Below are 16719 nucleotides of genomic sequence, written 5' to 3' on the forward strand. Positions count from 1 at the left end.
GGCCCATAGAACCTCGTAAAACAAAGCCCACTGCTCGCACAGTGGGCTTCTCGGTCAGCTATTAGTCACGCAGTTACTGAGGAGAGACTTCGGTCTTCGGCTTGCCGAAGTGCCATTCGTACACCACGAACTTGAAGTCTTTCAGGTCGCCTTTCTCGTCGTAGGACAGCTCGCCGGTCGGGGTCTTGAACTTGCCGGCGTGGATGGCGGCAGCCACCTTGTCGGTGTCTTCGGACTTGGCGGCCTTGATGCCTTCGGCAATCAGCTCGACGGCCGAGTAGGCCGGGAATACGAACGGGCCGCTCGGGTCCTTGCCGTCAGCCTTGATGGCGTCGACGATGGCTTTGTTCGCCGGGTCCTGGTCGAAGGACTTCGGCAGGGTCACCAGCAGGCCTTCGGAGGCGTTCTGGGCGATCTGCGAGATGGAGTCGTTACCCACGCCTTCCGGGCCCATGAACTTGGCTTTCAGGCCCTTTTCCTGTGCCTGGCGCAGGATCAGGCCCAGCTCTGGGTGGTAGCCGCCGTAGTAGACGAAGTCGACGTTGTTTTGCTTGAGCTTCTGGATGATCGAGGAGAAGTCCTTGTCACCGGCGTTCAGGCCTTCGAAGACAGCAACCTTGGTGCCTTTCTTCTCGAGGGTCTGCTTGACCGCGGTGGCGATGCCTTCACCGTACTGCTGCTTGTCGTGCAGTACCGCGACCACTTTCGGTTTGACGTGGTCGGCGATGTAGTTGCCGGCGGCCGGGCCCTGGGCGCTGTCCAGGCCGATGGTGCGGAAGATCAGCTTGTAGCCACGGGCGGTGATTTCCGGGGAGGTGGCGGCCGGGGTGATCATGATCACGCCTTCGTCTTCGTAGATGTCGGACGCAGGCTGGGTGGAGCTGGAGCACAGGTGGCCGATCACGAACTTGACGCCGTCGTTGACCACTTTGTTGGCGACTGCAACGGCCTGTTTAGGGTCGCACGCGTCGTCGTATTCCTTGGCTTCGAGCATCTTGCCATCGACGCCGCCCTTGGCGTTGATGTCCTTGATGGCCTGTTTGGCGCCGATGAACTGCATGTCGCCGTATTGGGTGACCGGACCGGTCTTGGGGCCGGCGATACCAATCTTGATGGTATCGGCGGCAAACGAATGGCTGGCAACCCCGGCCAGAACCATTGCGGCGAACAGCTTGGAAATCTTGATCATAGTGCTCCACTCATTCTGTTGTAATTCTTATAGTCCTGGAGGCCAGGCCTACAGACCGGGCGGGATTTGCGGCTGGCTACGCCTAACCGCAACCCCACCTTCCCCCGGAACATGTCCCGGAACTGTACCGGTACAGTGTAGAGCGCTGCCCGAGCGCTTGAAAAGCGGGCGAAAAGCGTCTGTTTCCGGGGGTGTCGCCTGATCGACATAAAGATACAGAAAAGCGCCATCACTTTGCCTGCACTCTCGGCCCGCCCCACAAGTTCGCGCCGAATCGACCAAATTACGTATTTGAAACCGGGTTTTTCTGCAAAAATGCCGGCCTTTTTTCTTGGCCGATTTATGCGCAGGTAAACCCATGACTGATCAAGTAAGCACCCTCTATGCCAAATTGCTCGGCGAGACCGCTGCCATCGAGTGGAAAGCCCTGGAACGTTTCTGGGCCAAGGGTGACCTGATTTGGGTCGACCCCAGCCTCGACCTGATCGTCGTTGCCGAGGCAATGGCCGAGAATCGCAGCGAGATCTTCGCCAAGTGGCGCAGTGATGGCACTGTGGCGGCGCTGTCCGCGGAGCAGGCGCTCGACCTGCAAACCCGCGATCCAGAGATCTGGGCGGTGGTCGTTTCGCCGTTCATCGTGATTCAGGAAAAGAAAGCGGAATAAGCACGCGCTTTTTTAGTGCGCAAAATCGCACAGACGCCTCGCGATGGTGCGCGTTGACGCTCACGTAAGGTGGAAGTAAGTAACAGTGGCGGGATGATTCGGCGGGGCGGTAACAGTTTACGGCATGCGTAAATGGGGCTGCTTCGCAGGCTTCGCAGGCTTCGCAGGCTTCGCCAGCTCGTACAGTAACAGTGCTCTATTCAAGGCATGTGCGGTCGCTGTGGGAGCGGGTTTACCCGCGAAGCACGCAACGCGGTGTCTGGCACCAGCTTCGCTGGTGTTCGCGGGTAAACCCGCTCCCACATGTACTGCACGACAGCTGTATGAGCGCCCCGGCAAGGCCGCTCACACAGTTGGACAGTTGCTCCCACAGAGGCCTGCAAAAAGACTCTGCAGGCCCATGGGAAGTGGGCGCCCCGCGGGTAATCAGTAGTCCACGCGCCCGGTATGGGTGTTCAACGAGATCACGCGGGTCTTGCCGATGCGGTGACGGTAGATCTCGCGCAGGTACTTCACCGCCTTCTTCACGCATTCGCGCGACAGGCGGATATCGTTGATCGAAACGAAGCGGCTCTTGTCGTTGATCAGCTCGCGGTACTTCTTCTCGTACATCGGCTTGATCGCGTACCAGTTGGTGTCGAGGATCTTCGCCGGGTTCTCGAACTCGTTGAGCAGGTCGTCGATGCGGTCCTCGTCGAAGTGCTCGCTGGTGATGAATTCGAGGATGGCGTTGTCCATGGTGTCGTCGAAACGGTACGGATTGCGCGCGAAGCAACGCTTGATGAACGCCACGATCAGGGTCAGGAAATCGTCCGACAGGCACGGGCTCTTGGCGATCAGCGTGGTCAGCGACAGGTTGGCCGAAGCACCGATCACCAGCGCATAGCGCTTGAGCGTGGTGTTGGGGAACAGGCTGTTGAGGTGGGTCTTGAGCCGGTTCAGGTCCATGTACGACAGCTTGTAGTCCTTGGGCAGGGAGACGATCGACACCACCGACGAGCAGTTCTTGAAGAAGTGCAGGTCGTGCAGCGCCGCGGCGTCGTAGCCCGAGGCCTGGTATTGCTCCAGTGCCGCGCGGTAACGGCTCGACTCGATCGGCAGCAGGCTGATGCCTTCGATGGCCTGGGTCTGCTTGTTGAAGTGCGGCAGGTCGATGGAGCGGAAGAACAGGTCGTCGATATCCAGCCGCGGCTGTTCGCGCTCGAATACCTTGAACTTTTCCGACCCGGCCGGGGGGATTTCCGGCACCACCGATTCGGCGTAGGCGATGGCCACGGGGCCGGCCAGGCTCATGAACAGGTCGTTGGCATCCAGGCGGATGGTTTCGCCGATGTCGATGCCGGCGCGGCGGAAGTAGTTCTGGTCGTAGTCGGTGGTCACCGCCTGCGCCGTGAGGATGTTGAAGATCTGCTGGGAGATGTACTGGTTGGCGTGTTTCTCCATGGCGTTGACGTCGATGTTCTGGATCGTGCCGTCATCGCTTTCTTCGGCGTAGCGCATGATGTCGTTGGAGATCAGCATCATCGCGTTCCACGGGCGGATGCGGCCCATGACGCTGGCTTCACTGCTGTCTTCGTTATCGAAGTTGTACGAGAAGTCCCATTCTTCCGAAAGATATTTGCACAGCAGGCGCCCGGCGTTGATGTGCAGGGCCTCGGACATCTCGCTGCGGTGGTCGGAGGCGTTGGGCAGCACGCAGATACCGCTGGTAAAGATCGGTTCGAAGACGAACGAATGCCCGCTCTTGCCGTCGTTTTCGTCGGCCGGCTTGGTGTCGAAGGTCTTGTTCATGTACGAGTACTGCTGGGCCAGGCCGAATTCCGAGGCCATGCCCGAGCCGGTGCCGCCGCCGGCGCTGAAGATGTAGAAGTACAGGCGCGACTGGTTGGCCTTGATGCCACAAGAGTCGATCAGGTACGAGTGGATCAGCTTCCAGTCGGCGCTGGAGAAGCGCTGGGTATCCTTGTTGAGGATGATCTTGGCCAGGTACTGGCCGAGGATCGGCGCGTTACCGGCGCCACCGGCATGCACCTCGGACAGGTCCATGATCTTCATCTTGCTGTAGTCGCGCAGGAAACCGCCGCGCTCACCCTTGCGCGAGAAGCGGATGCGCCCGGCGATGTCCTTGTCCAGGTCGCCCAGCATCACCAGCGGCTCGACTAGGAATACCGGCTTCACGCCCTTGTTCTGTACCAGGCGCAGGTTCTGGCGGATCCAGCGCGCGGGGCTGTAACCGCCTTCGCCCTTGTGGCGATCCTCGTTGTTGAATTCATTGAGGAAGAAGGTGCGGGCGTTGTACACAAGCTCCGCCACGTCCAACGCAATGTTCGAGCCGCAACGGCCCAGGCCGATCAGGCACACCGACGGGAACTGCTGTTCGAGGCGCAGTTGGTCTTCGTCTTCCACGTGCAGGTTGCGCGGGAATACCAGGTCGCGCAGGCCGTCGAGGTTGTCGAGGATGCGCTGGATGTCCTGTTCGGTGAAGTAGAGGTACTGCTGCGCCGGGGTGCTGCGCGCCGCCGGCAGGTCTCGAGCACCGCTTGCGGTCAGCGAAGCGGGAAGGAGCGTCGACTCGGGGACCGCATTGGCAGAAGTGTTCGTAGAGGTCATAGTGCGCCGTTTGCCTGGGAGTGTGGGCTTCCCGGTGAAGCATGTCATAACGCTATCACGGAGAAATATCGCGACTTTATCAGTGCGTCTTTTTCTTGTGCGATCGGGGATTTCCCTAGCCCCTACATGGTTTTTTGCGAATCGCACCTGCACTGCATCGTCCGTTCGTCACGCTTCTTTAATCTTCTGTCTGGAGTTGCTCATGAGTAGTGCGTTGCCTTCGCTGGGTTTTGCCGGGATCGGCCTGATGGGTCTGCCGATGTGTCGTCGCCTGTTGGCGGCCGGCTATCCGCTGACAGTGTGGAACCGTAGCCCGGACAAATGCGCCGAGCTGGTGGCCGCGGGTGCCCGCCTGGCCGCCAGCCCTGCCGAGCTGTGCCAGGACACCGATGTGGTGCTGTTGTGCCTGGCCGACACTGCGGTGGTGCGCGAAGTGGTGTTCGGTGAGCAGGGCGTCGCCAAGGGGGGGCGCAGCGGCCAGTTGCTGGTGGACTTCTCCAGCCTTGAGCCCACCGCCACGCGGGAGATGGCCGCGGAGCTGGCGGCCCTGTGCGGCATGGCCTGGCTGGATGCACCGGTGTCCGGCGGCACTCCAGGCGCCGAGGCCGGCACCCTGGCGATCATGGTCGGTGGCGAGGCGGATGACCTGGAGCGCGTTCGCCCGGTGTTGCTGACCCTCGGTCAGCGGGTGACGCACATGGGCGCGGTGGGGGCAGGGCAGGTGACCAAGGCGTGCAACCAGATGATCGTCGCCTGCAATGCGCTGGTGATCGCCGAGGTCGTGGCGCTGGCCGAACAGTCAGGGGTGGATGCGCGGCTGATCGCCGAAGCCCTGGCCGGTGGTTTCGCCGACTCGAAACCCTTGCAGATCCTTGCACCGCAAATGGCCGAGAGCCGTTTCGACCCGATCAAGTGGCATGTGCGCACCCTGCTCAAGGACCTGGATACCGCCGTTGGATTCTCCCGCGAGCAGGGCTCGGCGACGCCGCTCAGTGGCCTCGCCGCGCAATTGATGCGTTTGCATGGAAGCCAGGGCTATCTGCAAAAAGATCCGGCGACTCTGGTAGAGCTGTATCGCAGCAAGGGCTGAGTACGCGGGCCTGGCGATCGAGCCGTTCGAGCACCGGGCGCAGCTCGGCCAGGGCTACCGGGCGGCTGAGCAGGTAGCCCTGCAGGTAGTCGCAGCCATGGGCGGCGAGGAACGCGCGCTGCTCTGGCGTCTCGACGCCCTCGGTCACCACCTCCAGGTGCAGGGTATGCGCCATCATGATGATCGCCTGGACGATTTCGCGGTCTTTCTGGTTGCCCGGCACGTCCTGAACGAACGAGCGATCGATCTTCAGCACGTCCAGCGGCAGGCGCTTGAGGTAGGCCAGCGATGAATAACCCGTGCCGAAATCGTCGATCGACAGGGCCACGCCCTGGGCGCGGATGCGCTTGAGCAGGTTGACGGTGTGCTGGATGTCGCCCATCAGGGCATTTTCGGTGACCTCCAGCTCCAGTTGACGGGCGGCCAGGCCGGCCTGGAACAACGCCAGTTCGACTTCGGTGGCGAGCTCTTCGCGGCCGAGGGTGAGTGCCGAGCAGTTCACCGTAACCTTGAGCTCGTCATGGCCCTGGCGCCCGAGCAGGGCCAGGTCTGCGCAGGCCCGGCGCAGCACCCACAGGTCCAGCTCGGCGATCAGCCCGTTGGCCTCGGCAATACCGATGAAACGGTCGGGGCCAAGCAGGCCATGTTGCGGGTGCTGCCAGCGCACCAGGGCTTCGAGCTTGGCCACCCGGCCGCTGCGCAGGTCGAAGATCGGCTGGTAGTGCACGCACAACCCGCGTTCTTCGAACAGTGCCACGCGCAGTTCCTCTTCCAGTTGCAGCTCCAGGGTGGCGCGGGTCTTCAGGCCATTGCTGAAGAAGTTCAGGCTGTTGCGCCCGCAGCCTTTGGACTGGTAAAGCGCAAGGTCGGCGTTCTTCAGCAACTCCTCGGTGCTCAGGCCATCGTCGGGGAAAATGCTGATGCCGATACTGGTGGTCATGACCATGCGCCGGCCCGCCAGGTCGATTGGCTCCTTCATGCGCAACATGATGCGCTGCGCCAGGTGACGGGCCTCGTCGCGGTTGTTGAGTGCGGTGACGATGCAGAATTCGTCGCCGCCGAAGCGCGCCACCAGGTCATGACCACGGGTCGCGGCCTTGATGTGCCCGGCGATCACTTTGAGCAGTTCATCGCCGGCGGCATGGCCGAGGCTGTCGTTGATGCGCTTGAAGTGGTCGATGTCGAGGAACATCACCGCGAGCATGCTTTCACTGGCGGCATGCTCGGCCAGGCGTTCGGCAAATACCTGGTTGAAACCACGGCGGTTGACCAAGTTGGTCAACGCGTCATAGTGCGCGGCCTGCTGCAGTGATGCGCGGGCTTGGTCGAGCTGGCTGAGCAGCAGGTTCACCCGGCGCAGGTCGTGCTCCTTGCTTTGCAGCTTCTTGTCGGACAGTGCTGCGCTGATGCTGCTGCCGCTGATCAGCAGGGTGATGAAGGCGATGGTCAGCGCCAGTTGCAGGCTGTTGTCGCTGGTGGGCAGGCGCAGGGCGGTCTCGCTGGGGATCACCAGGGTCATGGCGGCCATGCCGGTGAAGTGGGTCACGACAATGCCGCCGGCCATCAGCAGGCTGGCGCCATATTTCATCAGCAGGTGCAAGGTGCCACTGCCGTGGCGGAAGTGCCGGGCCATCAGCAGGGCGACCAGGCTGGTGGCCACGGCGATGGCGATCGATGCCAGCAGCAGGGCCGTCTGGTAGTGCTGCTGGGCACTGGTCTGCAGGGCGGCCATGCCGACGTAGTGCATGGTGCTGATACCGATGCCGATGAACAGCGCGGTCTGTAAAAAGTGATGCGGGCGCATTTGCGCACGCTCGAGGCCGTTCATCGCCAGCCAGGCGGCAAGCAGCGCGATCAGCAGGGAGAGGCCGGTCAGGGCCGCGTCGTAGTGAATGTCCAGCGGTGCCTGGAAGGCCAGCATGCTGATGAAGTGCATCGCCCAGATACCACCGGCCAGGCAGCAGGCGCCCAGTATTCGCCATTGCCTGCGGGCCAGGCGGTCCTCGCAATGGCTTTGCCGCTCGGCCATGTCCAGGGTGGCGAAACAGGCGGCACTGGCCACGGCAAAGGCTAACAGCACCAGGTAGGGGTTGTGTTGGCAGTCGAGGATGATCTGCCCGGTCGTCGGTAATCCCGAGAACAATTGCAGTCCCAGCCACTCCATTGCAGGCCTCTTCGTCGAGTGCTCTCCGGTCCCCACGACGCGCGGCTGGAGACTGTTCCTGCTGGAGTATAGGAAGCTGTATTTAAGCCTTCCTGATTAATGGCACTTTGATCTCTACCATTTGGATATGAAGGTGATAGCTGGAAGATCTAAATAGATAACGAAGGCTGAAACGATCGCGGGGCAAGCCCGCTCCCACGTGGGAGCGGGCTTGCCCCGCGATGACCTCTATGGAGTTCAGCCGGCGACCAGTACCCGGATGGCCTCCAGGCGCAAGGCGGCCTTGTTCAGCGCGGCCATGCCGTCTTCGCGCTGCTGGCGCAGGGCGTCGATTTCGCTGTCGCGCACGCTCGGGTTGACGGCTTTGAGCGCTGTCAGGCGCGCCAGCTCTTCGTCAGCCTCGGCGGCCAGGCGTTGCTGTGCCTGGGCAACCCGCTCCTCATGGACCGGAATGACCTTGGCTTCACCCGCGCTGATGCGCTTGGCCAGGACATCGCGCTGGGCCTGGACGAACTTGTTGGCGCTGGCCTTGGGCACGCTTTCAAGCTGGTCGTTGAGGGTCTCGAAGGCCACGCGCGGGGCCAGGTCGTTGCCATTGGCGTCGAGCAGGCAGCGCAGCGCCGCCGGTGGCAGGTAGCGGCCCATCTGCAGGCTGCGCGGGGCGACCACTTCGCTGACATAGAGCAGCTCGAGCAGCACGGTGCCGGGCTTGAGCGCCTTGTTCTTGATCAGCGCCACGGCGGTGTTGCCCATCGAGCCGGACAGCACCAGGTCCATGCCGCCCTGCACCATCGGGTGCTCCCAGGTGAGGAACTGCATGTCCTCGCGCGACAGCGCCTGGGCGCGGTCGTAGGTGATGGTCACGCCCTCGTCGTCGCCCAGTGGGAAGCTGGCGTCGAGCATTTTCTCGCTCGGCTTGAGCACCAGGGCGTTCTCGGAATGGTCTTCGCTGTCGATGCCGAAGGCGTCGAACAGGGTTTCCATGTAGATCGGCAGGGCGAACTGGTCGTCCTGCTCGAGGATCGCCTCGACCAGCGCCTGGCCTTCGCCGGCACCGCCGGAGTTGAGCTCCAGCAGACGGTCGCGGCCGGTGTGCAGCTCGGCTTCCAGGCGCTCGCGCTCGGCGCGGGCTTCGCCGACCAGCTTGGTCCAGCCCTTGTCGTCGCCACCGGCCAGTTGCGCCAGCAGGCGCGGGCCGAACTGGTGCTGCAGGGCGTTGCCGGTCGGGCAAGTGTTGAGGAAGGCGTTGAGGCCTTCGTGGTACCACTGGAACAGGCGCTCTTGGGGGCTGTCCTGCAGGTATGGGATGTGCAGTTCGATGGTGTGCTTCTGGCCGATCCGGTCGAGGCGGCCGATGCGTTGCTCGAGCAGGTCCGGGTGCGCCGGCAGGTCGAACATCACCAGGTGGTGGGCGAACTGGAAGTTGCGGCCTTCACTGCCGATCTCGGAGCAGATCAGCACCTGGGCGCCGAACTCTTCGTCGGCGAAGTAGGCGGCGGCGCGGTCGCGCTCGAGGATGCTCATGCCTTCGTGGAAAACCGTGGCCGGGATGCCGGAGCGCACGCGCAGGGCGTCTTCCAGGTCCATGGCGGTTTCGGCGTGGGCGCAGATCACCAGGACCTTGGTGCGCTTGAGCATCTTCAGGGTGTCGATCAGCCAGTCGACGCGCGGGTCGAAGCGCCACCAGCGCTCGTCGTCGCCGGGCTCGCCCTGGGCCTGGAAGGCCACTTCCGGGTACAGCTCGGCACGCTCGCCGGATGGCAGCGCGGCATACGGCTCGGGGTTGGCCAGCGGGTAGGGGTGCAGCTGGCGCTCGGGGAAACCCTGGATCGCCGCGCGGGTGTTGCGGAACAGTACGCGGCCAGTGCCGTGACGGTCGAGCAGCTCGCGGATCAGGCGCGCGCTGGCCTGGCTGTCGCCATCGGTAACGGCGGCCAGCAGGGCTTCACCCTCGGCCCCCAGGAAACCCTGGATGGTGGCATGGGCTTTCGGCGACAGGCGGCCTTCGTCAAGCAGCTCCTGCACTGCCTCCGCCACCGGGCGATAGTTTTCGCTCTCGGCGCGGAACGCGGCCAGGTCGTGGAAACGGTTGGGGTCGAGCAGGCGCAGGCGGGCGAAGTGGCTGTCCTGGCCGAGTTGTTCAGGGGTGGCGGTAAGCAGCAGCACGGCCGGGACGACCTCGGCCAGTTGCTCGACCAGGGCATATTCGGCGCTGGCCTGTTCTTCGTGCCAGACCAGGTGGTGAGCCTCGTCGACCACCATCAGGTCCCAACCGGCGGCGAACAGCGCGTCCTGGGCCTTTTCATCGTCGACCAGCCATTCCAGGGCGACCAGCGCCAGTTGGGCGTCTTCGAACGGGTTGGTGGCATCGCTTTCGATGAAGCGCTCGGCGTCGAACAGGGCGACCTGCAGGTTGAAGCGGCGGCGCATTTCCACCAGCCACTGGTGCTGGAGGTTCTCCGGTACCAGGATCAGCACCCGGTTGGCGCGGCCGGACAACAGCTGGCGGTGGATCACCAGGCCCGCTTCGATGGTCTTGCCCAGGCCTACTTCGTCGGCCAGCAGCACGCGCGGGGCGATACGGTCGGCCACTTCGCGGGCGATGTGCAACTGGTGGGCGATGGGTTGGGCGCGCACGCCGCCCAGGCCCCACAGCGACGACAGCATCTGTTTGCTGGTGTGCTGCAGGGTGTTGTAGCGCAGGGAGAACCACGACAGCGGGTCGATCTGGCCGGCGAACAGGCGGTCACTGGCCAGGCGGAACTGGATGAAGTTCGACAGCTGGGTCTCGGGCAGCACATGCGCCTGGTTCTGGGCGTCGATGCCGTGATAGATCAGCAGGCCGTCGATGACCTCGACTTCGCGCACGGTCAGCTTCCAGCCTTCGAAGTGGATGATCTGGTCGCCTGGCGAGAAGCGCACGCGGGTCAGCGGCGCGTTGCGTAGCGAGTACTGGCGGGTTTCCCCCGTCGCCGGGTAGAGCACGGTCAACAAGCGACCATCCTCGGCCAGGATGGTCCCAAGTCCGAGCTCTGCTTCGCTGTCGCTGATCCAGCGTTGCCCCGGTTGATACTGCTGCGCCATACTGCCTGAACTCCCGCGATGAAAAAGCCGAGTATGTTAACGGATCGGCTGCGCCAGACCAATGAATGTGAAGAGTCTAGCGCTTTCATCGACGAACACCGTCCCGTCACGAGGGCCAAGCGCCAACATGGCTGCCAAGCACCGCTGGTTGAACCTCTCCCTGGCCATTGGCAGCTTCACGCTGCTGGCCGCCTGTGAACAGAAAACCTTCGAAGTATTGCCGCCGATACCAGTCGAGCAGTTGGAAGTGCTGGGCGTGCAGACCCCGATCAAGAGCGTGCATTTCCATGACCGCGAGGGCGAAGGCCTGCTGGTGCTGAGCCGGGTCGACGGCCAGGCCAGCGACCCGGATACCGAGGAGGAGGTCGATAAGGTGGTGCTCAAGGCCACGCTGTATGGCCGTGCCGCCAGCGCCGAGGTGTTCAAGCCACGCTGGCAGATCGAGCAGGAAACCACCTGCGCCGGTCTGGACCTGGATGTCGACTTCTATACCGATGTCAGTGACGTCAGCGACCTGAACAAGGACGGCGTCGCCGAAGTGACCGTGGCCAGCCACGCGTTCTGCGGTGGTGGCATCGACCCGCACGATATCGCCATCGAGATGCGCGAAGGCCAGGCGGTGTACAGCATTACCGGCCAGTCGCTGATTACCCCGGCCGGAGAAGAACCCTTCGGCGGCGAGCGTGAAGACAGTGCCTCGCTGAAAAACGCCCCGCAGGTGCTGCGCGAGCATATGGACGCGGTCTGGCAGCAGGTCTACAAGCGGCCATGGAGCGAAACCAGCGCGCCACCGGACGACGACCCCGACGGCGACGATCAATAACAGCAGCCCCCAGGCCCATGCGGCGTTGTGATGCGCCGCTCACCTTTGCCCACAGGCGTTCAAGGCGGCGTAGCGCCGGCCGACACAGTGGCTACAGGAGAACATTCCATGCTGCCGCCCATCATTCCGCTCAGCGCCGCCCCGGTGACCTCGCAACAGGACCCGGTCAAGCCGCCGCCGGCCATCCCGCCGGTGGTGCCGACACAACCGGCCGCCGGCGAAGGGGCCATCGACCTCAAGCATCATCGCGACCCGGCCGAACGCGCCCTGCTGATGCGCGAAGAACAACGGCGCCAGCAGCAACAGCGCAACCAGGGGGACGCAGAGCAGCTTGTGGTCGTGCCCGGCGAGGAACTCAACGCCGACAACACCGTGCCCGTGGCGCCGCTGGGCGAACGTACACGCCAGGGGCTGCTGGTGGACATCGAGGTCTGAAGCACACCCAGGTCTTTTGCTGCAAAACCTAGTCAGCGCTCATGCTTGCCTTCATCATGAGTGCCTCTGCTGCCCGTCGAGCCCGCCATGAGCCAAGACAACCTGATCGACTTCGGCGCTGAACGCGCCAAACGAATCCATGACCTCAAAGACAAGCGCCTGAACGACATGCGCCAGGCCTTCGAGCAGGCCATGCCGCTGGCCTCTGGGAAAAAGAAGAAGCCCAAGGGCAAACCCAAGAAGCGCTGAAACTTGATGCAGGTCAACCCTGCACCCGCCTCGCGTGCCCGGCCCCGGGCACCATTGACTCTGGTCAATTTCCCCTCGCCTGCCTTTGGTTACTGTGCACTCATCGGATGACGGCACACCAAGGGAGGGGCCGACATGTTCTTCGACAACGTGGTTATCGCCGGTGTGGTGACGGTCGGGCTGATGTTGGCCTTCTTTGCCGGTCTGGGCATTTTCATCTGGAAGGATGCGAACAAGCGCAAGCAGCGCTGATCCTTCCCGATTCACGAGCACGCAAGGCATTTAGGGCGACTTCGGTCGCCCATTTTTTTTGCCTCGATTTTTCCTCTGTAGGAGCGGGCAGCTCATCTAGATGATTAGCTAGCTAATTAATCGTCTGCGCTTTATCCTTCCCCCAGTTGTCTATCGTTCTTCTCATACCGTCTGCTCCCGCAAGGTCCGATTCGTGCCCATCACCTTCCAGGCCCTGTTCGCCCCCAGCAGCCTCGCGCTCAAGTTCGCCATCAAGACCCTGCTTGGCGGTGGCCTGGCGTTGTGGCTGGCGATGCGCTGGGGCCTGGAGCAGCCGGCCTGGGCGCTGATGACTGCGTTCATCGTCGCCCAGCCGCTGTCGGGGATGGTGATCCAGAAGGGCCTGGCACGGTTGGCCGGCACGCTGGTCGGTACCTTCATGTCGGTGGTGTTCATCGGTGTGTTCGCCCAGACGCCCTGGCTATTCCTGCTGACGCTGGCGCTATGGTTGGCCCTGTGTACCGCCGCTTCGACCCAGTTGCGCAGCGCCTGGGCCTATGCCTTCGTGCTGGCCGGCTACACCGTGGCGATCATTGCGCTGCCGGCGATCGACCACCCGTTGCAGGTGTTCGACCAGGCGGTGGCGCGTTGTACCGAGATCTGCTTGGGCATCTGTTGCGCCACCGCCAGCAGTGCGCTGATCTGGCCCATGCGGGTCGAGCAGCAACTGGCAGGCCAGGCGCGGCAGGCCTGGCACAACGGGCTGCAGGCGGCCAGCGCCATGCTGGGCGGTGAGGATGAAGCGCGCAAAGGGTTGCTGGAAAGCCTCGGGCGCATCGTGGCGATCGACGCCCAGCGCGAGCATGCCTGGTTCGAAGGCAGACTCGGTCGCCAGCGGGCCAAGGCGATCCAGGGGCTGAGCCAGAAGTTGATGGTGTTGCTGCGCATCTCGCGCTCGGTGCGCCGGCAGTGGCGCCAGCTCGATGAAATCGAGGCAGGGCACCTGGCGCCATGGCTGGATGAGGTGCGCACCCTGCTGGCCAGCCCCGAACAGGCCAGCCTGCTGGTGTTGCGCCAACGGGTGTGGGATGCCGCCCAGGACACGCGGATCAGCTCCGCCGAGCATTACTGTCTGGCGCGCCTGGCGTTGCTGCTGGACTACGCCATGGCGGCCACCCAGGCGCTCGCCGATGTGGAGCAGGGTCGGGCACCCAAAGAGCAGGTGCAAAGCCTGGCGGCGCACCGCGACCTGTCCCTGGCCCTGCTGTTCGGCTCACGCAGTGCCCTGGCGTTTCTGGTGATGAGCAGTTTCTGGCTGGCCACCGCCTGGCCCTCGGCGCCGGGCGGGCTGGTGCTGACGTGTGTGGTCTGCAGCCTGTTCGCCAGCCGCGAGAACGGCGCGCAGATCGGCCTGAGCTTCTTGCGTGGGATCCTGCTGGCGGTGCCGGCGGCGTTCCTGGTCGGGCAGATCCTGCTGCCGCAATGGAGCAGCTTCGCCATGCTCTGCCTGGGCATGGGCGTACCGCTGTTCCTTGGCGCATTGGGCATGGCCCATCCGCGCACCGGCGCTACCGCCACGTCCTATTGCCTGCACTTCATCGTGCTGGTGGCGCCGCTCAATGCCATGCATTTCGATGTGGCGAGCATGCTCAACAGTGCGCTGGCCATGCTGATAGGCGTGAGCGCCGCGGTACTGGCGTTCCGCCTGCTGGTGCTGCGTCACCCGGCCTGGCTGGGCCGGCGCTTGCGTGCGGCCACCCAGGGCGACCTGGTGCGCCTGACCCGGCGCGACCTGCGCGGTGCCGACAGTTGGTTTGGCGGGCGCATGGCCGACCGCCTGATGCAGTTGGCGCGGCATGCCAGTGAGTTGCCCCAGACCGAGCGCCAGCGTTGGGACGAGGGCCTGCACAGCCTGGATATCGGCGACGAACTGGTGCACCTGCGTATGTGCCTGGCCGTGGCCCAGGCGCCCTTGGCCAACGCCGAGCGCCAGTACCTGCAGCAACTTGAGGCGGTCCTGGCGAGCGGACCGGCGCCGGGCCGAGGCGCGCGCCTGGATGCCGCCAGCGCAGAATTCATCGAGGCCCTGCAGGGTCAACCGCCCAGCGATGCGCTACGCCTGGCCGAGGGCGCTGTACTGCAGTTGCGCAAGAGCTGGGGCAAATGGTGCCGTTGGCAGGAGGACGCCCATGGGGCTGCGTGAATGGGCGCTGGGTGGCGTGCTGCTCAGCCCGTTTCTGATTTATGTAGTGCTGGCGCTGCTGCTGACCGGGCTGCTGCGCTTTGTTGTGCGGGCCACGCCGCTGGGGCGCTGGATCTGGCACGAGGCGCTGTTCGATACGGCATTGTTCGTTTGTGTCCTGTACCTGGTGGTGCGTTCGCTAGGTCCACTTTAAGGAGTAAGTTCATGCGTACAGCCGTACGTGCTCTGGTCACTTTGTGTGTGGTAATCCTCGCCGTCTTCGCAGGCTTCAAGCTCTGGCAGTACTACATGCTCACCCCCTGGACCCGGGATGCCCGGGTGCGCGCCGATGTGGTGGTGATTGCCCCTGATGTGTCCGGTTGGGTGAGTGCGCTGAAGGTGCAGGATAACCAGCAGGTCAAGGCCGGTGACCTGCTGATGACCATCGACCGCGAGCGCTTCCAGGCTGCCTTCGACCAGGCCTCTGCGGTGGTCGAGACCCGTACCCAGCAAGTGCGCCTGCGTGAGCGCGAAGCCGCGCGCCGCACGGCCCTGGGGCCGGAAGCGATCAGCGCCGAGCTGCGCGAGAACGCCCAGATCAATGCGGCCGTTGCCCGGGGCGAGCTGCACGAGGCCGAGGCCCAGCTGAAGGTGGCGAAGATCAACCTGGCCCGCAGCGAAGTGCGCGCGCCGCGCAGCGGGCACATCACCAACCTGCGCCTGGCCCAGGGTAACTTCGTCACTACCGGGCAATCGGTGATGGCGCTGGTGGACGATGCCACTTTCTATATCCAGGCGTACTTCGAAGAGACCAAGCTGCCGCGCATTCGCGTCGGCGACCCGGTCAAGGTGTGGCTGATGGGGGCGGGTGAGGCGATGAACGGGCATGTGCAGAGCATCAGCCGCGGTATCACCGACCGCAACTCGACGCCTGACGGGCAATTGCTGCCGGAGGTGGAGCCGACCTTCAACTGGGTGAGGTTGGCGCAGCGTATCCCGGTGCGGATACAGCTGGACCAGATCCCCGAGGGGGTGAACCTGAGTGCAGGGATGACCGCAAGCGTGCAGGTGCGTGAGGATCAGGTCGAGCGGTAAACGCATCGGCAGCCATCGCGGGGCAAGCCCGCTCCCACGTGTTCGGTTAAGCCAACACGTGGGAGCGGGCTTGCCCCGCGATGGGCTGCTTGCATCAAGGCTGCTGCGCGGTCGCCGCCAGCACGATCTCGCGAATGCACACCTGCTGCGGCTGTTGGTACGCCCAGAGGATCGCCCCCGCCACATCCTCCGCTGCCAGCACCACGCCGCCCATGTCGTTGGCTTTCCATGCCTGATAATCGCGCTTGATGCCCTCATCGGTGGTATGCCCGAGCAGCTCGGTTTCCACCGCGCCCGGGGCGATGGTCACCACCCGCACGTTGTGCGGCGCCAGTTCTTCGCGCAGGTTCTCCGACAGGCCGTGCACGGCAAACTTGCTGCCGACATAGGCCACATGGTTGGGGAAGGTCTTGCGTCCGGCCACGGAGCTGACGTTGATCAAGGTGCCGTGCCGACGCTCACGCATGCCGCCGACCAGCGCGTGCACGCCGTTGAGCAGGCCTTTGACGTTGATGTCGAACATGCGCTCCCACTGCTCCGGGTCCTGCTCGTGCATTTGCCCCAGCAGCATCACCCCGGCATTGTTCACCAGCGCATCGGCCGGGCCATGCAAGGCTTCGGCCTCGTGTACGGCGGCCACCAGCGCCGCGCGGTCGCGGATATCCACGGCGCGGCACAGGCAGTTGGGCAGGGCCAGCGCCTGCAAGCGCTCCAGGCGCCGGGCGATCAGCAGCAGCGGGTGGCCGGCGGCGGCGAACAGGCGGGCAGTGGCGGCGCCGATGCCGGAACTGGCGCCGGTGATGATGATGAGGGGCTTGTGCATGATGGCCTCCGAGGCATAATCGTTTTCGATGGTCGAAATTCTAGGTAGCGCTGCAAACCTTGAAAAACGGCTTTTTTCTT

Annotated in this window: 14 protein-coding genes; 9 read left to right on the top strand and 5 right to left on the bottom strand. The window is 63.8% G+C overall.

From position 1 onward, the window contains the following. Positions 1-73: 73 nt before the first annotated feature. The gene (locus tag EJA05_RS06310) at positions 74-1189 is read right to left on the bottom strand and encodes a branched-chain amino acid ABC transporter substrate-binding protein (RefSeq protein WP_125462913.1); all 1116 of its coding nucleotides are present in this window, start codon (positions 1187-1189) and stop codon (positions 74-76) included. A gap of 358 nt (positions 1190-1547) precedes the next feature. Here EJA05_RS06310 and EJA05_RS06320 point away from each other — a divergent pair, with 358 nt between their 5' ends. Continuing rightward, a complete protein-coding gene (locus EJA05_RS06320; protein ID WP_125462914.1) occupies positions 1548-1853 on the top strand; it encodes a DUF2288 domain-containing protein in 306 nt (101 codons plus the stop codon). A 426-nt stretch (positions 1854-2279) separates the two neighbouring features. On the opposite strand, the gene EJA05_RS06330 is transcribed toward EJA05_RS06320, so the two are convergent. Next, positions 2280-4463 carry a hypothetical protein gene (locus EJA05_RS06330; RefSeq protein ID WP_125462916.1) on the bottom strand — a complete coding sequence of 728 codons (2184 nt, stop codon included), beginning with the start codon at positions 4461-4463 and terminating at the stop codon, positions 2280-2282. Between the two features lie 202 nt (positions 4464-4665). On the opposite strand from EJA05_RS06330, the gene EJA05_RS06335 reads away from it, so the two are divergent. Beyond that, positions 4666-5553 (top strand): NAD(P)-dependent oxidoreductase, encoded by an 888-nt coding sequence (locus tag EJA05_RS06335; RefSeq protein ID WP_125857675.1) that lies wholly within the window; start codon positions 4666-4668, stop codon positions 5551-5553. Here EJA05_RS06335 and EJA05_RS06340 read toward each other — a convergent pair. Together EJA05_RS06340 and rapA are read right to left on the bottom strand one after the other, a co-directional pair. Then, positions 5453-7717 (bottom strand): putative bifunctional diguanylate cyclase/phosphodiesterase, encoded by a 2265-nt coding sequence (locus EJA05_RS06340; protein ID WP_125857676.1) that lies wholly within the window; start codon positions 7715-7717, stop codon positions 5453-5455. The genes EJA05_RS06335 and EJA05_RS06340 overlap by 101 nt on opposite strands. Positions 7718-7954: 237 nt before the next feature. After that, a complete protein-coding gene (gene rapA / locus EJA05_RS06345; RefSeq protein WP_125857677.1) occupies positions 7955-10801 on the bottom strand; it encodes an RNA polymerase-associated protein RapA in 2847 nt (948 codons plus the stop codon). Positions 10802-10928: 127 nt separating this feature from the next. Here rapA and EJA05_RS06350 point away from each other — a divergent pair, with 127 nt between their 5' ends. From EJA05_RS06350 to EJA05_RS06370, 7 genes are all read left to right on the top strand, one after another. Further along, on the top strand, positions 10929-11624 hold the full coding sequence (locus tag EJA05_RS06350; RefSeq protein ID WP_125462920.1) for a M949_RS01915 family surface polysaccharide biosynthesis protein: 696 nt from the start codon (positions 10929-10931) through the stop codon (positions 11622-11624). A 108-nt stretch (positions 11625-11732) separates the two neighbouring features. After that, positions 11733-12059, top strand: coding sequence for an aspartate-semialdehyde dehydrogenase (locus EJA05_RS06355; RefSeq protein WP_125857678.1), 327 nt, complete (start codon positions 11733-11735; stop codon positions 12057-12059). Between the two features lie 87 nt (positions 12060-12146). Next, the gene (locus EJA05_RS28150) at positions 12147-12308 is read left to right on the top strand and encodes a hypothetical protein (RefSeq protein WP_167409876.1); all 162 of its coding nucleotides are present in this window, start codon (positions 12147-12149) and stop codon (positions 12306-12308) included. Positions 12309-12443: 135 nt separating this feature from the next. After that, positions 12444-12560, top strand: a complete 117-nt coding sequence (gene ccoM / locus EJA05_RS28635; protein ID WP_279630498.1) for a cytochrome c oxidase subunit CcoM — start codon at positions 12444-12446, stop codon at positions 12558-12560. 193 nt (positions 12561-12753) lie between these two features. Further along, complete coding sequence (locus EJA05_RS06360; protein ID WP_125857679.1) at positions 12754-14742, top strand: FUSC family protein; 1989 nt, start codon at positions 12754-12756, stop codon at positions 14740-14742. Then, positions 14729-14935, top strand: a complete 207-nt coding sequence (locus tag EJA05_RS06365; RefSeq protein ID WP_125857680.1) for a DUF1656 domain-containing protein — start codon at positions 14729-14731, stop codon at positions 14933-14935. The genes EJA05_RS06360 and EJA05_RS06365 overlap by 14 nt, the downstream gene beginning before the upstream one ends. An 11-nt stretch (positions 14936-14946) precedes the next feature. Next, complete coding sequence (locus EJA05_RS06370; protein WP_125462923.1) at positions 14947-15816, top strand: efflux RND transporter periplasmic adaptor subunit; 870 nt, start codon at positions 14947-14949, stop codon at positions 15814-15816. Between the two features lie 94 nt (positions 15817-15910). Here EJA05_RS06370 and EJA05_RS06375 read toward each other — a convergent pair whose 3' ends face one another. Beyond that, the gene (locus tag EJA05_RS06375; protein WP_125857681.1) at positions 15911-16639 is read right to left on the bottom strand and encodes an SDR family oxidoreductase; all 729 of its coding nucleotides are present in this window, start codon (positions 16637-16639) and stop codon (positions 15911-15913) included. Positions 16640-16719 lie beyond the last annotated feature (80 nt).

The organism is Pseudomonas oryziphila (genome assembly GCF_003940825.1).
Lineage (GTDB): Bacteria > Pseudomonadota > Gammaproteobacteria > Pseudomonadales > Pseudomonadaceae > Aquipseudomonas > Aquipseudomonas sichuanensis.

Coding starts and splice junctions, on each gene's coding strand:
- EJA05_RS28150 (WP_167409876.1), top strand. CDS start 12,147: ATGAGCCAAGACAACCTGATCGACTTCGGCGCTGAACGCGCCAAACGA.
- EJA05_RS06320 (WP_125462914.1), top strand. CDS start 1,548: ATGACTGATCAAGTAAGCACCCTCTATGCCAAATTGCTCGGCGAGACC.
- EJA05_RS06330 (WP_125462916.1), bottom strand. CDS start 4,463: ATGACCTCTACGAACACTTCTGCCAATGCGGTCCCCGAGTCGACGCTC.
- EJA05_RS06365 (WP_125857680.1), top strand. CDS start 14,729: ATGGGGCTGCGTGAATGGGCGCTGGGTGGCGTGCTGCTCAGCCCGTTT.
- EJA05_RS06355 (WP_125857678.1), top strand. CDS start 11,733: ATGCTGCCGCCCATCATTCCGCTCAGCGCCGCCCCGGTGACCTCGCAA.
- EJA05_RS06375 (WP_125857681.1), bottom strand. CDS start 16,639: ATGCACAAGCCCCTCATCATCATCACCGGCGCCAGTTCCGGCATCGGC.
- EJA05_RS06335 (WP_125857675.1), top strand. CDS start 4,666: ATGAGTAGTGCGTTGCCTTCGCTGGGTTTTGCCGGGATCGGCCTGATG.
- rapA (WP_125857677.1), bottom strand. CDS start 10,801: ATGGCGCAGCAGTATCAACCGGGGCAACGCTGGATCAGCGACAGCGAA.
- EJA05_RS06350 (WP_125462920.1), top strand. CDS start 10,929: ATGGCTGCCAAGCACCGCTGGTTGAACCTCTCCCTGGCCATTGGCAGC.
- EJA05_RS06370 (WP_125462923.1), top strand. CDS start 14,947: ATGCGTACAGCCGTACGTGCTCTGGTCACTTTGTGTGTGGTAATCCTC.
- EJA05_RS06340 (WP_125857676.1), bottom strand. CDS start 7,717: ATGGAGTGGCTGGGACTGCAATTGTTCTCGGGATTACCGACGACCGGG.
- ccoM (WP_279630498.1), top strand. CDS start 12,444: ATGTTCTTCGACAACGTGGTTATCGCCGGTGTGGTGACGGTCGGGCTG.
- EJA05_RS06310 (WP_125462913.1), bottom strand. CDS start 1,189: ATGATCAAGATTTCCAAGCTGTTCGCCGCAATGGTTCTGGCCGGGGTT.